Below are 14329 nucleotides of genomic sequence, written 5' to 3' on the forward strand. Positions count from 1 at the left end.
GTGCCGTGCCGCCAGCCGCCGCCGCGACCCCCGCGGTCCCCGTTCCCGGCGCGGCGCCGGCCCGCGTCGCCCCCGCCTCCGGCAACGTGCTCGACGCGGGCGCGGCCGTCTGGCAGGACGTCGGCGGCCTGTTCGCGGGCGCGGAGCTCGACACGGGGCGCGTCACCTACGAGTACGGCCTCACCAACAAGGAGCTCCTGCTCACGGGCTTGTCCAACAACACGGCGTTCGTCATCATCGTCATCGGCGTGCTCGGCATCGCAGGTCAGCTCGTCGACGTGCTCTTCAGCCTCTTCCCGCGCACGAGCAGCTCGTTCGTCGAGGGCCTCGCCACCCAGGCCGCTGCCCAGGCGGCCGCCGACGTGGTCGGCGGCGCCGTGGCCGCGGGCGTGGCCGCCTTCCTCGTGGGCATCCTCGTGCTGTGGCTGCTGTCGGGCGTGGGCTCGTGCATCAGCTACGGCGGCTTCCGCGCGCGCCGGCGCGACAACCGCATCGAGGTGGAGCGCGGCCTTCTGCAGCACGTGTTCCAGGGCGTCGACATCGACCGCGTGCAGGCGGTGGTGGTCAAGCAGACCTTCATCCGCCGCATCCTGGGCTACTGCGAGGTCTCGCTCGGCAAGATCGACGCGGCCGCCGAGGGCGAGGACGCCTCCCAGAAGAGCGCGCTCAACGCGCGCGGCCTGGTCATCCATCCCTTCGTGAAGGTCTCCCGCGTGCCCGAGATCCTCGCGGGCATCATCCCCGAGTACGCCGACCTGCCCACGGACGCGGTCCCGGTGGCCCCCGTGGCGCTGCGCCGCGCGGTCATCCGCCGCTGCGTGCTCCAAGGCGCGGGCTTCTGGCTGGCGGTGTGCGTGGCGGTGCTCCAGCTGCTCCTGAACGTCGTCGCGGGCCCGGCGGGCGTGGCGAGCGCCTTCGAGCTGGACCTCGTGGGCGGCCAGGTCGCGCTCGGCTACCTCAACGCGGGCGCCGCCGCGTTCTACGTGCTCGCCGCCATCCTGCTCGTGCTCGACGCGGTGGGCAGCGTGCTGTGGTTCCGCGAGTCGAGCTTCGCCTACAACGAGCGCTTCATGCAGATGAGCATCGGCGGCTTCTCGCGCGAGACGATGAGCTTCCCGCGCCAGAAGATCCAGTATGGCTATACGCGCACGAACCCCTTCCAGCGCCGGGCGCGCACCGCCACCCTGGCCGTGCGCACCGCCGCGGGCGTCGGCGGCACCACCATGCGCCTCATCGACGTGAGCGAACAAGACGCTTGCACGTGGCTTGGCTGGGTGAAGCCGCGCGGAAATGTGCTACAGTGAGCCTATGGACAAAAGCCGCTCATCACAACATGAAGCACCGGCAGGCAGGCCCTCGGAGAAGGGCCGCCGGGGCCGCTCGTTCGGCCTCTCGGGCGCCGCGCCCCTGATCGTCCGCCCCGCGGGCGAAGGCGCCGCCTCCGAAGCCTTTGGCGCCGCCCCCGGAGCCCCCGGAGCCCCCGGCGCCGCCTCTGCCGCGTCCGGCATGTCGGCGGTCTCCCGGCACGGCAAGAAGCGCGTCGTGCGCGAGTACACGCTCGGCGAGGAGGTCGCCAACTCCATCACGCACGGCATCGGCGCGGCGCTCGCCATCGCGGCGCTCGTGCTGCTCATCGTGAAGGCGGTGGGCTCGGGCGCGGGCATCCACCTGTTCGCGGCGCTCGTCTACGGCATCTCGCTTCTGGTGGAGTACCTCATGTCGACGCTGTACCACGCCATCGCCCACGACGGCGCCAAGCGCGTGTTCAAGGTGCTCGACCACAGCTGCATCTACCTGCTCATCGCGGGCTCCTACACCCCGTACTGCCTCATCACGCTCGGCGACGCCGGCGGCATCTGGCTGGCGGCGTTCGTGTGGGCCGCGGCGCTCATAGGCGTCGCGTGCGAGGCGTTCTGGACGTTCCGCCCGCGCTGGGTGTCGGCGGTCATCTACGTGCTCATGGGCTGGTGCGTGGTGGCGTTCCTCCCGCAGCTGTTCGAGCTTCTGCCCGCGCCGGGCTTCTGGCTCCTCGCCGCGGGCGGCGTCAGCTACACCGTGGGCGCGGCGTTCTACCTCCTGAAGAAGGTGCCCTACATGCACTCGGTGTTCCACGTGTTCGTGCTGGCGGGAAGCGTCCTGCAGTTCCTTTCCGTGATCCTGTTCGTCATCTAGCGAGGCTGGTGGTCGGGCGCGAAGGGGAAGAGCGTGACGTAGACATTGGAGCGAGATCCAGCGCGAAGGAAGCGCGCGCAAGCGCATGAGGCGCGCAGGGGCGACAGGCCGCAAGCGCGTGGGGCACGTGAGGCGTAGAAGGCGAGAAGCAAGCGAGTCAAGCAAGGTAAGGCAAGAAGAAGAAACGAACATGGACAAGGCATCTGACAGAGAAGGCAGGGAGAAGAGGGAGCGGTCGGGGATCTTCGGCATCTTCGGCATGGGGCGTCGCGAGTCGGCGTCGGAAGATGAGATCAAGGACATGGTGGCCGACGCCGAGGAGCTCGAGGCCGCCGAGAAGCGCATGATCCACGACATCCTGGACCTGAGCGACACGTCCGTGCGCGAGATCATGAAGCCGCGCGTCGACATGATCCTGGTGGAGGACGTCGAGACGGGGCGCGCCGCGCTCGAGCGCATGCGCGGCACGGGGTTCTCGCGCCTGCCGGTGTACCACGACGACATCGACGGCATCGAGGGCATCGTGCACTTCAAGGACCTGATCGGGCCCTTGATGGACGGCCGCATCGACGAGCCGGTCACCCGGTTCATGTACGACCCTTTGTTCGTCCCCGAGACGAAGGACGTCATCCCGCTGCTCGGCGAGATGCAGGACGCCGGCCAGCAGATAGCCATCGTGGTCGACGAGTACGGCGGGACGGCCGGCCTCGTCACCGTCGAGGACATCGTTGAGGAGATCGTCGGCGAGATCAACGACGAGACGGACCGCGACCGCGGTCACAAGCTGGTGGCGAAGATCGGCCCGCAGGCGTGGCGCGCCGACGGGCGCCTCCCCGTGGAGCGGGCGCTCGAGCTGGGCTGGCCGGTGGCCAAGTCGTGCGACTACGAGACGCTCGCGGGCTGGCTCATGGGCGTGCTCGACTCCGTCCCCCAGGCCGGCGACGTGATCGACGTGGAGGGCTACTTGTTCAAGATCGAGAAGATGCGCCGGTCGCGCATATCCTGGGTGCGCGTCGAGCGCGTTTGTGGAGAGCCAGTTGTGGAGGAAAAAGCGAACATAAGGCATGCACAGTAGCTCTCACCTGCGGTTTTGGTTGGCCTGACGTTTGTCAAGCGAACAAAACGTGGAGGGCGGGCGGCGGTTTTTTGCCTTCGGGGCGCTCGCTACGGTAAAATGGCCGAAGCAAAAATCGCATATCGAGCCGTTCGGCAGCAAATTCACCCACAACCCAGCATGCTGTCACCGCCAAGGCGGCTCGTCTGAGTGCGCGTTGGAAAGGCTGGGTTTGGCGACGAGACGACATACCGCGACGAACAGGGGACTCGCTGCGCGCTTCGCGGCCGTCGCCTGCGCCTCGGTGATCGCCGTCAGCTGCGTGACGTTCGGCGTCGCCTCGGCGGGGAGCTCCTCCCGCACCGAGGTCGCCGAGTTCGGGCTCTCCGCCGCCGCTTCCGCCACGCCTTCCGCTTACGCAAGCCCCACCACCTCCGCCGCCCCCGCGCCTGCTTCGGGCGGCGTTTCCTCTACCACGTTCACCTCGGGGTCCGCCGCATACGGCGACGTGTCCGAGGGCCTCGTCCTGGAGAGCGCCGCCAAGCGCGACGTGTCGAAGGGCTTCCAGGAGATCGCCGCCGAGGAGGAGGCCGCCCGCATCGCCGCCGAGGAGGCCGCCCGCGCCGAGGAGCAGCGCCACATCGCCGTCGCCGCCGCCGCGAAGGCCGCCGCCGCTGCCATCGAGGCGCCCGTTCTTCCCGACGTCGACTTCACCTGCGGCAAGGCCGCCTTCGTGGCCGAGTGGACCGTCCGCATCGACGCGTACCTGCACGGCTCGCCGCTGGCGGGCTACGGCAGCGTGTTCGCCGAGGCCGCCTGGGAGAACGGCGTCGACCCGCGCTGGTCGCCGGCCATCTCGAACACCGAGAGCACCAAGGGCCGCCACTGCTTCCGCGCCTACAACGCGTGGGGCTGGATGGCCGAGAGCTGGTCGAGCTGGGAAGAGGCCATCAACGCGCATGTCGCGGGGCTGGCGAGCGGCTACGGCTACAGCATCAGCGTGGCGAACGCCAAGAAGTACTGCCCGCCCACGTATCTGGACTGGTACGCCAAGACCGTCAACGAGATGGCTAAGATCTAACCCATGAGCAACGTCATCGTAGTTGGATGCGGCCGCGTAGGCTCCCAGCTGGCAAACATGCTTTCCGACAACGGCAGCAACGTGTGCTGCATCGACCGCAACGCCGACTCGTTCGCGAACCTCGGCCGCAACTTCAACGGCTCCACCGTGCAGGGCGTCGGCTTCGACGAGGACGTGCTCATACGCGCGGGCGTGGAGGAGTGCGACGTGCTCGCGGCCGTCACGCAGTATGACAACGCGAACCTCATGTGCGCCGAGGTGGCCAGCCGCCTGTTCGACGTCCCCCACGTGATCGCCCGTCTGTACAACCCCGACCACGAGCGCGCCTACATGCAGCTCGGCATCGACTACGTGTGCGGCACGTCGCTCGTGGCCGAGGACGTGTTCTCGAAGGTGGTGGCGGGCCACGGCGCGCACGTGGACTCGTTCGGCGAGTGCGAGGTGCTCCAGTTCTCGCTCGACTTGTCGAGCCGCGAGAACAAGAGGACCATCCGCGTGTCCGAGCTCGAGCGTGACCACGAGGTGCGCATCGTGGCCTTCGAGCGCGGCGACGGCTCGGCCTCGTCCATCCCCACGAGCGACTCGGTGCTCTACAACGGCGACACCGTGCTCGCCTGCGTGCGCCACGACCTGATCCCCTCCTTCTCGCGCTACATCCAAGGTTAGGGGGAGCTGATGTTCATCGTCATCGCAGGCGGCGGCAAGGTGGGGTCGTATCTGGCCTCGGTCCTGCTGGCAAGCGGCAACGAGGTGGCCGTCATCGAGGAGAACCTGCAGGCGGCTGACGCGCTGTCGGTCATGCTCGAGGGCGACTACCTGGTCATCCACGGCGACGGGTGCGACTCGCGCTTCCAGGAGGACGCGGGCATCCGCCGCGCCGACGTGTTCGTGGCCACCACCGGCCAGGACGACAACAACCTGGTGGCGTGCGAGATCGCCCAGCGCGTGTTCCACGTGTCGCGCGTGATCGCCCGCGTGAACAGCCCGAAGAACCTGCGCATCTTCCGCAAGGTGGGCATCGAGTGCGTGTCGTCGACCACGCTGATCGCGAACCTCATCGAGGAGGAGGCGCTCCTGGGCTCGGTGTCAATCGTGTCGTCGCTGACGCACGGCGACGTGGGGCTCGCCGAGCTGGTGGTCCCGCGCATGCGGCACCACTCCAACGAAGACGGCATCGAGATCGACGACATCCCGCTGCCCGACAACGCGCTCATCGTGGCCGTGACCACCAAGGACGACGTGGTGGTGGCCAGCGACAACATCACGGCCTATCCCGGCGACAAGGTGATCGTGGTCGCCAACAAAGACGTCATCGACGAGGTGCGCGACGTGTTCAGGGGGCTTTAGCCCTCCGCGCCGCCCGCAGGCGGCGGCATCCCGCCCTCGCCCGCAGGTAGCGCCCGCCCGCCCTTACCCGCAAGTGGCGCACCCCCGCATCCTTTGTTCGCAGGCGGCGCGAGCCGTTCCCGCCCGCAGGCGGCGGCATCCCGTTCCCGTCCGCGGCGCACGCCGTTCTCGGCAGCGCGAGCGCGCTGCGATCTGCTATGCTCTAACCTGCAGGAAACGAGAGGAAGGCTCGGCATGATCAATCGTTACACGCGCCCGGAGATGGGCCGCATCTGGGAGCTTGAGAACAAGTTCGCCATCTGGAAGGAGATCGAGGTCCTGGCCTGCGAGGCGCAGGCCGAGCTGGGGGTTTCGGGCATCACGAAGGAGGAGGCCGCGTGGATCCGCGCGCATGCCGACTTCACGGTGGCCGAGATCGACGAGATCGAGAAGGTCACGAACCACGACGTCATCGCCTTCACCACGTGCATGGCGAAGTACATCGACGCCGAGGTGCCCGAGGGCGCCGAGCCGCCGAGCCGCTGGGTGCACTACGGCATGACCTCGTCGGATCTGGGCGACACGGCGCTCAGCTACCAGATCACGCAGGCCATCGACATCATCCTGGCCGACATCAGGAAGCTGGGCGAGACGTGCAAGCGCCGCGCGTTCGAGTTCAAGGAGACGCTCTGCGTGGGCCGCACGCACGGCATCCACGCCGAGCCCATGACCTTCGGCATGAAGTTCGGCAGCTGGGCGTGGGCGCTGCACCGCGCGCAGGTGCGCATGGAGCAGGCGCGCGAGGTGGCCGCCACGGGCGCGATCTCGGGCGCGGTGGGCACGTACTCGAGCATCGACCCGTTCGTGGAGCGCTACGTGTGCGAGAAGATGGGCCTCTCTCCCGACCCGCTGTCCACCCAGGTGCTCGCGCGCGACCGCCACGCGCAGGTCATGACGGCGCTCGCCGTGTGCGCCTCCACGCTGGAGTCCATCGCCATGCAGGTGCGCCTGCTGCAGCAGTCCGACGTGATCGAGGCCGAGGAGCCGTTCACGAAGGGCCAGAAGGGCTCGTCCGCCATGCCCCACAAGCGCAACCCCATCACGGCCGAGCGCGTGTGCGGCCTGTCGCGCGTGGTGAAGTCGAACGCGCAGGTGGCGCTCGACAACGTGGCGCTGTGGTTCGAGCGCGACATCTCGCACTCGGGCGCCGAGCGCGTGGCTCTGGCCGACAGCTTCACGGCGCTCGACTACATGTTCGGCAAGATGCAGTGGATGCTCGACGGCCTGCAGACCTACCCGGCCAAGATGGAGCAGAACCTGTGGCGCACGCGCGGCCTCATCTTCAGCTCGAAGGTGCTGCTCGCGCTGGTGGACACGGGGATCAGCCGCGAGGACGCCTACGTCATCGTGCAGCGCAACGCCATGAAGGTGTGGGAGGACATCCAGAACGCGGTTGACGGGCCCACGTACCGCGAGCGCCTCGAGGCCGACGAGGAGGCCGCGTCCGCGCTTCCGCCGGAGAAGCTCGACGAGATCTTCGACCCGTGGGACTTCCTCACGCGCAAGGACGAGGTGTTCGAGCGCCTCGAGGGCCTGGAGTTCTAGCCCAGCCCCAAACCCGGCCCCAAGCCCGGCATGGTCTCGGCGTGGCCCCGGGGCAGCTTGGCGCTGCCCTGGGGCCACGCCCTTCTCTCGGGCCGCTTCGGCGGCTCTGCCTTCCCTTCGCCCCGACCCCTTGCCCCGATCGGCTATCGGATTGCGCGATAGCCGATCTGATAATCAAAATGCACGCTCTGATCTGCGGATTCTATAATCAGGTCACAGTGTTCGCCCTAAGAGCGAGAGGGGTTTCCATGGACGAGAGGCAAGATCGCGCGCAGCTTGAGGCGCAGAGGGCCGAAGGGGCTGGCGCTCCTTATCCCAAGACGCAGGATGACCCGGCGGGCAGGAAGTGGACGTGGGAGGAAGACGGCTGCACCGTCATCCGCTCCAACGCGCGCTCCGGCCCGGGATGCCACGACAACTGCGGCATCCTCATGTACGTGAGAGACGGCGTGCTCGAGAAGATCGAGGGCGACCCGGAGAACCCGTACAACCAGGGGCGCCTGTGCCCGCGCTGCCTGGCGTTCAAGGAGATGCTCTACCATGAGGACCGCCTGCGCCATCCCCTGAAGCGCGCCCGCGAGGACCGCGGCAAGAACACCTTCGAGCGTATCAGCTGGGAGGAAGCCTACGACATCATCGAGCGGGAGATGAAGAAGGTCGCGGAGACGTACGGCCCCGAGTCCATCTGGGTGACGCAGGGCACGGGCCGCGACATCAACGGCTACGGCCCGCTCATGGCCCAGTACCTCGGCACGCCAAACTACGGCACCGGCTTCCTGTCGGGCCAGGCGTGCTACGCCCCGCGCATCTTCAGCACGGCCCTCAAGGCGGGCGGGCTGTTCGTGTGCGACTACTCGCAGTTCTTCCCCGACCGCTACGACGACCCGCGCTGGGAGGCGCCCGAGTACATCCTCATCTGGGGCAACAACCCGGTGGTGGCCAACTCGGACGGCACGCTGGGCCACTGGGTGGTCGAGAGCATGAAGCGCGGCAGCAAGCTCATCGTGATGGACCCCGTGCTCACCTGGGTGGCGGGCAAGGCCGAGGTGTTCCTGCAGCTCCGCCCCGGCACCGACGCGGCGCTCGCGCTCGCGCTGTGCAACGTCATCATCGAGGAGGGCCTCGAGGACAAGGAGTTCGTCGACCTGTGGTGCTACGGCTTCAACGAGTTCAAGGAGCACGTGAGGCCCTACACGGCCGCGTTCGCCGCCGAGACCTGCGGCGTGCCCGAGGAGCTCGTGGTCAAGGCGGCCCGCTGCATCGGCAGCGCGAAGTCGGCGTGCCTGCAGTGGGGCGTGGCCATGGACCATACCTCCGAGGGCTTCATCACGGGCATGGCGTGCTTCGACCTCATGGCGCTCACGGGCAACTTCGAGAAGCCCGGCACCATGGTGGCCGCGCGCCCGACGTTCGACATGAGCGTGACGTGGATGCCCAGCGAGAAGGTGTGGCGCGCGTGCTCGGCCCCTGTCGCCGCCGCGGACAAGACGATGAACGGCAAGTACCCGGCGCTGAAGGCCATGGACGCCATCAGCCCCGACATGCTGCTCGAGGCCCTCGAGACCGGCGAGCCCTATCCCATCAAGGCGATGTTCATGATGCAGAACAACGCCATCGCCTGCATGGGCGCGCAGCCCCAGCGCATCCTTCCCGCGCTCCAGGGCACCGACTTCAACGTGGTGGTCGACCTGTTCCTCACGCCGACGGCGCTCGCGTGCGCCGACGTGCTCTTGCCGGCCGCGTGCTTCGCGGAGCGCCTCGGCATCACGGGGCATCAGCCCTACGCCCTCGGCGCGATCGCCCAGGCGGTGGAGCCCCTCGGCGAGTGCCGATCCGACCAGCGCATCATCTACGAGGTGGGAAGCCGCTTCACCTCCGACGAGTACAAGCAGTGGGACGACGAGCAGGGGTTCTACGACTACCTGCTGCGCAACACGGGCTTCACCTACGAGTCGCTGCGCGAACGCACCTGGGCCTATCCCGAGTTCGAGTACCGCAAGTACGAGAAGGGCCTGCTGCGCCGCAAGGGCGAGGTGGGCTTCGCCACGTCGACGGGGCGCTACAACTTCTACTGCCCCGAGATGCTGCACTTCGGCCTCTCGCCGCTGGCGACGTACGAGGAGCCGCCCGAGAGCCCCGTCTCGCGCCCCGACCTGGCCGAGAAGTACCCGCTCGTGCTCACCACGGGCGCGCGCATCTGGGGCTTCTTCCACTCGGAGCACCGCCAGTCGGCCTCCATGCGCAGCATTCACCCCGACCCCACCATCCTCATCCACCCCGAGACGGCCGCGCGCCACGGCATCGCCGAGGGCGACTGGGTGAAGGTCGAGAACAACTTCGGCTCGTGTCGGCAGAAGGCGAAGCTCACGGTGCGCATCCGCAAGGACACGGTCTCGGCCGACCACGCGTGGTGGTTCCCCGAGCGCGACCCCGAGGACGGGACGCTCTTCGGCGTCATGGAGTCCAACATCAACAAGCTGGTTCCCATGCGCCCGGGCAAGGTGGGCCTCGGCGCCTCGTACAAGTCCCAGCTGTGCGCCATCAGCAAGGTAGAGGAATAGAAGGGGAGGGTTACCATGAGACAAGTGATCGTCGTCGACTACGAGTTCTGCTCGGGCTGCCATTCTTGCGAGATCGCCTGCCAGCAGGAGCACGGGCTCAGCCCTGACAAGTTCGGCATCAAGCTCACCCAGATCGGCCCCGACCAGCTGTCCGAGACGCGCTGGCAGTACGAGTTCCTGCCGATCCCCACGGACCGCTGCGACCGCTGCGCCGAGCGCCAGGCCGCCGGCAAGCTGCCCACCTGCGTGCAGCACTGCCAGGCGGGGTGCCTGCACATCGGCGCGCAGGAGGAGTTCACCGAGCTCATGAAGAAGCAGAAGGTCGTGATGTTCTCCTAGCGGACGCGCCACGCGCCGCAGAGGGCGCCCGCGGGGCTTTGAACTGCATCCCAGTTCTTGGACGGGCCAATAAGGACTAAGCTGCAAGGGACTGATTCCGGAACTCCTCCGGGGTCAGTCCCTTCAGTTTAACCTGTCTCCTCCTCGTGTTCCAATGAACGACGTATGCGTCGAGGTCGTGCTTGAAGCCTTCGAAGCTGGCCCATGTCCGGCCTTTGAAGAACTCGTCTTTCATGTGACCGAACACCTGCTCCGTCGCCCCGTTGTCGATGCAGTTTCCCTTGCGCGACATGCTCTGGATCATTCCGGCCTTCTCCAGCCGCCCGCACCAACCGGGCTGCTGGTACTGCCAGCCCATGTCGGAGTGCAGGATGGGAGCCGATCCCTCGGGCATCTTCGCCAGGAGCTGGTCGAGCAGCTCGTGCTGCTGGGCCATGTTCGGATGCAATGACGTGGACCAGGCGACGATCTCCTTGCTGGCGAAGTCGTAGACTGGGGCGAAGTAGGCCTTTCCCCAGGGCTGCTTGAACTCGGTGACGTCGGTGCCCATCTTCTCCCAAGGGCCATCGGCCCCGAAGTCGCGTCCGATGACGTTCTCGAAGGTCTTTCCGACCCTTCCTTTATACGAGTTGTATCTGTGGTAGTCGGTCTCGCGGCGGATTCCGCAGCTTATTCCCATCTCATGCATGATCTTCAGCACCGTCTTGTCGGCGATGGTCGCCCCCTGCTCGGCGCGCAGGCACATGGCTATCTGGCGATGGCCGCATCCGTTGGCGGTTCGCGAGAAGATGTCGGCGACGGCCTCCCAGAGCTCGGGGCGCGTGGGCGCTTTGGGGTGCGCCAAGGCGTAGTAGTAGCTGGATCTGGGCAGCCGAGCCGCTCCCAGCAGGTCGGAAAGGGGGTACAGCCCTGAAAGCTCGCTCACGACCGCTGCCTTCTCGCGGTTCGAGAGCGCTTCTCCGCCTTCAGGGCGATCGATTTTTTTAGGTAGGCGTTCTCGGCCTCGAGCTTCCGGACCTTCCGCTCGAGCTCCTGCTCGCGCGTCATCTTCCCGGGGGCCGCGCCTGCGCCCCTCGGCCTTCCCTTGGGCTTGGGCCTCAGGGCCTCCGGCCCGCCTTCCCGATAGGCCCGCACCCACTTCCGCAGGGGGCTGGTCGAGGCGATCCCGAACCTGGCCATGGCCTCGGGCACGGTCGCGCCCTCGTCCGCGACCGCCCTCGCGGCGGCCACCTTGGTCTCGAACGAATATGCCGTCTTCTTTGCTCCCATAGCGGCCAGAGCTCCCATGCCGACGGACCTGTAGGTGTCCAGCCATTTTCTCACGGTTCCCTCGGGAACGTCGAGCAGGCGCGAGATCACGTCGCGGCCCCAACCCTCCTCGTAGAGTTCAACCGCTCGTCTCCTGACGGCGATATCGTACAAAGGTCTTCCAGACATAGAAAAGCCTCCCATTTCTCATGTCCAAGAAATGGGAGGCGGTTCACTTTCGGCCGCGCGGGCGCCCTTCTTTTTCGCTCCTTTTACGCCTCCCGCCTCGCCCCCTGCCTCGCCTCATGCGCGGAGGCTATAATGGCGGGAGAGACCCTTTCGAGGAGGCCCTTCCGAGGAGGCCCGACATGCGCATCGAAACGCTCTACGAGTTCCTCCTGCTTGCATCCAACCTGAGCTTCACCGAGACGGCGCGCAGCCTGTACATGGCGCAGTCGGCGCTGAGCAGCCACATATCCAACTTGGAGAAGGAGCTCGGCGTGCGCCTGCTCGTGCGCGACAGCCACTCGGTGCGCCTGACGGAGGTGGGCGCGCTGTTCTGCGAGGACGCCGGCAAGATCATCGCCGACTACGAGACGGCCATAAGCCGCATCGGGCTCTTCTGCGACAGCGCCTCCTCGGTCATGCGCGTCGGCTTCCTCCTGGGCTCGTACGGGTCGTTCCTCCCCGTGGCGTGCCGGATGTTCCGCGACGTCCGCCCCGACGTGAGCTTCAGCTTCCGCACGCTCGAGATCGGCGAGCTGACGAGGGAGCTCGCCGACAACAACGTCGACGTCGCCTTCACGCTGTTCTCGGAGGGGGTGCTCGGCGGGAAGTACGCGTGCCGGCGCCTCTACGCCGACAGCTACAAGCTCGCCGCGCCGAAGACGCACCGGCTCGCGCAGCGCGCGAGCGTGACCATCGACGATTTGCGGGGCGAGGTGGTGGTGATGCCGCGCTTCAGCAGCGCCCACAACACGCTCGCCCAGCTGAGCGTGAAGCTGCGGAAGGCGGGCGTCGACGTGCGCGTGAACGACGCGATATCCGACGCCGCGGCGCTCATGGCGACGCTCGTCGCCTCGAACCAGGTGGCGATCACGCCCGACCACCTGAGCGTGTACGGCGGGAACAACCTCGCGTTCGCGCGCATCGAGGGCGACGGGCTCGACCTGGTCGCGGGGCCGGTGTGGAAGAAGTCGAAGGAGACGGAGCTCGTGGTGGCGTTCGCCGACTTCGTGAAGAGCGCCACGCGCCGCTTCACGAAGGCCGACTTCCTGTCGCGGGACGGCGCCGACGCGCTGCCCTTCGCGTGAGGGGAGGCGCCCGCCGCGCCCTCCCGCCGCCAGCCGCGAGGCACCCCCGCGCGCCCAGCCCTCCCGCGACCTTGCGCTCCCAACAACAGAAGGGGGCCGCAGCGGAATCGTCTTCCGCCGCGGCCCCCTCTCCCTTCGGGCCGGCCCCCCTCCAGCTCGAAGGCGCTTCGCTGCGCCTGTCTCGCTAGACGCCGAGGATTCCCACGATGAAGGGCACCCACAGCGTCATGACGGCGATCAGCGCGATGGCCGGGACGAGGCCGGTCTTGAACATGTCGCCGAAGGAGTAGTAGCCCTCGCCGTAGGTCAGCATGACGGTCGGGTTGACGGGCATCAGGTAGTTGCCGGCGACCACGATGGCGAGCGAGATGGTGGGCACGGCGGCCGAGACGCCGAAGCCTGCGCAGATCTGGATGAAGATGGGCAGGAAGATGCCGAGGATGGCAACGCCCACGGGGCAGACGGTGTGCAGGATGTAGGCGAACGCCAGGAGGATGGCCATGGTGGCGAGGAAGCCGAGGCTCAGGACGCCGCTCGCCATGAAGGCGTCAGCCAGGAACTTGGCGCCGCCGGTGGCGGTGACCACGTCGCCGATGGACATGATGGTGCCGCACATGAGCACGATGCCCCACGGCACGGCATCCTGGAATTCCTTCCACGTCAGCAGGTTCATGCCCGGGAGGAACATGACGACCAGGCCGAGGACGGCGACGACGGTGGCGTTGAACACGGGCACCCAGTTGCCCACGATCCAGAGGACGACCAGCATGAGGATGATGGTGAGGGCCTTGATCTCATAGGGAGACACGGTCTTGGCCTCGGCGGCCTCGTCGCGGATGTCCTGGAGGCAGGAGTCGTCGATGGGCTCGGGCTTGATGAGCTGGGTGATGAAGAACCAGGTGATGGGCGTCATGATGATGGCGATGGGCAGGCCCACGATGAGCCAGTCGAGGAACGTGATGGAGGTCCCCGTCACCTGCTGGAGGATGTTCATGGCGACGACGTTGAAGGAGCTGCCGGCCGGCGTGGCGACGCCGCCCGTGACGGCCGCGATGGGGATGCCGATCATGAGGCACTTGCCGAGGTTCGACTTGCCGGGCTTGGCGTTCGCCGCCTTCAGGATGGTGAGCGCGAAGCCCAGGAACAGCACGGTGGTGGGAACGTCGGACATGACGGTGGACACCAGCGTGGTGGCGATCATGAAGCCCAAGACCAGCTTGCGGGAGTTCGAGCCGGTCCACTTCAGAAGCGCGTTGATGAGCCGGATGCCCCACTTGGTCTTCAGCATGATGACGGGCAGCGCGAACACGGCGATGATGAAGAAGAGCGCAGGGCTTGCGAAGCCCATGATGGCCTTCCCCAGGTTGTCGACGGCGCCGAGCAGGAACATGAGCACGGCGATGAGCACGGCGGTGGCGCCCAGCGGAATGGCCGAGGTCACCCAGAGGGCCACGAGGGCCAGCAGGAGGCCGAGCGTGACGATGCCCTCATGCCCGAGGGCCTCGGTCCCGGGTATGAGGTAGGAGACTGAGATGCAGGCTAAGGCGATGCCTATGCCGATGAGCCTCTTGACGAGCGATACGTTAGTGCTTTCCATACTTCCCCCTTCTTCGAAAGCCTTTTCCAAGAC

Annotated in this window: 12 protein-coding genes and 1 pseudogene; 10 read left to right on the plus strand and 3 right to left on the minus strand. The window is 67.2% G+C overall.

Going from position 1 to position 14329, the window contains the following annotated elements; all coding sequences use genetic code 11:
- The 9 genes from G7Y49_RS07895 to G7Y49_RS07935 all read left to right on the plus strand — a co-directional run.
- A partial coding sequence (locus tag G7Y49_RS07895) for a PH domain-containing protein (protein WP_165172684.1) occupies window positions 1-1304 on the plus strand: 1304 nt, incomplete at its 5' end.
- A 4-nt stretch (window positions 1305-1308) separates the two neighbouring features.
- Window positions 1309-2172, plus strand: coding sequence for a hemolysin III family protein (locus tag G7Y49_RS07900; protein ID WP_370519629.1), 864 nt, complete (start codon window positions 1309-1311; stop codon window positions 2170-2172).
- A gap of 190 nt (window positions 2173-2362) precedes the next feature.
- The gene (locus G7Y49_RS07905; RefSeq protein WP_241157336.1) at window positions 2363-3247 is read left to right on the plus strand and encodes a hemolysin family protein; all 885 of its coding nucleotides are present in this window, start codon (window positions 2363-2365) and stop codon (window positions 3245-3247) included.
- Between the two features lie 211 nt (window positions 3248-3458).
- Window positions 3459-4307, plus strand: coding sequence for a CMP-2-keto-3-deoxyoctulosonic acid synthetase (locus G7Y49_RS07910; RefSeq protein ID WP_165172688.1), 849 nt, complete (start codon window positions 3459-3461; stop codon window positions 4305-4307).
- 3 nt (window positions 4308-4310) lie between these two features.
- Window positions 4311-4973, plus strand: coding sequence for a TrkA family potassium uptake protein (locus tag G7Y49_RS07915; protein WP_165172690.1), 663 nt, complete (start codon window positions 4311-4313; stop codon window positions 4971-4973).
- Window positions 4974-4982: 9 nt separating this feature from the next.
- Entirely contained in the window at window positions 4983-5654 is a 672-nt protein-coding gene (locus G7Y49_RS07920; protein WP_165172692.1) for a TrkA family potassium uptake protein, read from the plus strand.
- Window positions 5655-5888: 234 nt separating this feature from the next.
- Window positions 5889-7238 carry an adenylosuccinate lyase gene (purB, locus tag G7Y49_RS07925; protein ID WP_165172694.1) on the plus strand — a complete coding sequence of 450 codons (1350 nt, stop codon included), beginning with the start codon at window positions 5889-5891 and terminating at the stop codon, window positions 7236-7238.
- 248 nt (window positions 7239-7486) lie between these two features.
- Complete coding sequence (locus G7Y49_RS07930) at window positions 7487-9799, plus strand: molybdopterin-dependent oxidoreductase (RefSeq protein ID WP_165172696.1); 2313 nt, start codon at window positions 7487-7489, stop codon at window positions 9797-9799.
- 15 nt (window positions 9800-9814) lie between these two features.
- Window positions 9815-10138: a 4Fe-4S dicluster domain-containing protein gene (locus G7Y49_RS07935; RefSeq protein ID WP_165172698.1), complete on the plus strand. Its 324-nt coding sequence runs from the start codon at window positions 9815-9817 to the stop codon at window positions 10136-10138.
- A 76-nt stretch (window positions 10139-10214) separates the two neighbouring features.
- Here the strand turns inward: G7Y49_RS07935 and G7Y49_RS07940 are convergent.
- Both G7Y49_RS07940 and G7Y49_RS07945 read right to left on the minus strand, forming a co-directional pair.
- Window positions 10215-11126, minus strand: a pseudogene (locus G7Y49_RS07940) (IS3 family transposase); the annotation flags it as partial.
- Entirely contained in the window at window positions 11060-11590 is a 531-nt protein-coding gene (locus G7Y49_RS07945) for a helix-turn-helix domain-containing protein (protein ID WP_255465928.1), read from the minus strand. The gene G7Y49_RS07945 and the pseudogene G7Y49_RS07940, both read right to left, overlap by 67 nt.
- Window positions 11591-11754: 164 nt before the next feature.
- Between G7Y49_RS07945 and G7Y49_RS07950 the strand changes: the two genes are divergently transcribed.
- On the plus strand, window positions 11755-12699 hold the full coding sequence (locus tag G7Y49_RS07950; protein WP_165172702.1) for a LysR family transcriptional regulator: 945 nt from the start codon (window positions 11755-11757) through the stop codon (window positions 12697-12699).
- Between the two features lie 184 nt (window positions 12700-12883).
- Here G7Y49_RS07950 and G7Y49_RS07955 read toward each other — a convergent pair whose 3' ends face one another.
- Complete coding sequence (locus G7Y49_RS07955; RefSeq protein ID WP_165172704.1) at window positions 12884-14296, minus strand: SLC13 family permease; 1413 nt, start codon at window positions 14294-14296, stop codon at window positions 12884-12886.
- Window positions 14297-14329 lie beyond the last annotated feature (33 nt).

Source organism: Adlercreutzia sp. ZJ242, from assembly GCF_011038995.1.
Classification (GTDB): Bacteria; Actinomycetota; Coriobacteriia; order Coriobacteriales; family Eggerthellaceae; genus CAAEEV01.

What these genes read in the sequence shown, in the direction of transcription:
- G7Y49_RS07915 (WP_165172690.1), top strand. Translation starts at nt 4,311, where the DNA reads ATGAGCAACGTCATCGTAGTTGGATGCGGCCGCGTAGGCTCCCAGCTG.
- G7Y49_RS07955 (WP_165172704.1), bottom strand. Translation starts at nt 14,296, where the DNA reads ATGGAAAGCACTAACGTATCGCTCGTCAAGAGGCTCATCGGCATAGGC.
- G7Y49_RS07920 (WP_165172692.1), top strand. Translation starts at nt 4,983, where the DNA reads ATGTTCATCGTCATCGCAGGCGGCGGCAAGGTGGGGTCGTATCTGGCC.
- G7Y49_RS07900 (WP_370519629.1), top strand. Translation starts at nt 1,309, where the DNA reads ATGGACAAAAGCCGCTCATCACAACATGAAGCACCGGCAGGCAGGCCC.
- G7Y49_RS07905 (WP_241157336.1), top strand. Translation starts at nt 2,363, where the DNA reads ATGGACAAGGCATCTGACAGAGAAGGCAGGGAGAAGAGGGAGCGGTCG.
- G7Y49_RS07935 (WP_165172698.1), top strand. Translation starts at nt 9,815, where the DNA reads ATGAGACAAGTGATCGTCGTCGACTACGAGTTCTGCTCGGGCTGCCAT.
- G7Y49_RS07950 (WP_165172702.1), top strand. Translation starts at nt 11,755, where the DNA reads ATGCGCATCGAAACGCTCTACGAGTTCCTCCTGCTTGCATCCAACCTG.
- G7Y49_RS07930 (WP_165172696.1), top strand. Translation starts at nt 7,487, where the DNA reads ATGGACGAGAGGCAAGATCGCGCGCAGCTTGAGGCGCAGAGGGCCGAA.
- G7Y49_RS07945 (WP_255465928.1), bottom strand. Translation starts at nt 11,590, where the DNA reads ATGGGAGGCTTTTCTATGTCTGGAAGACCTTTGTACGATATCGCCGTC.
- purB (WP_165172694.1), top strand. Translation starts at nt 5,889, where the DNA reads ATGATCAATCGTTACACGCGCCCGGAGATGGGCCGCATCTGGGAGCTT.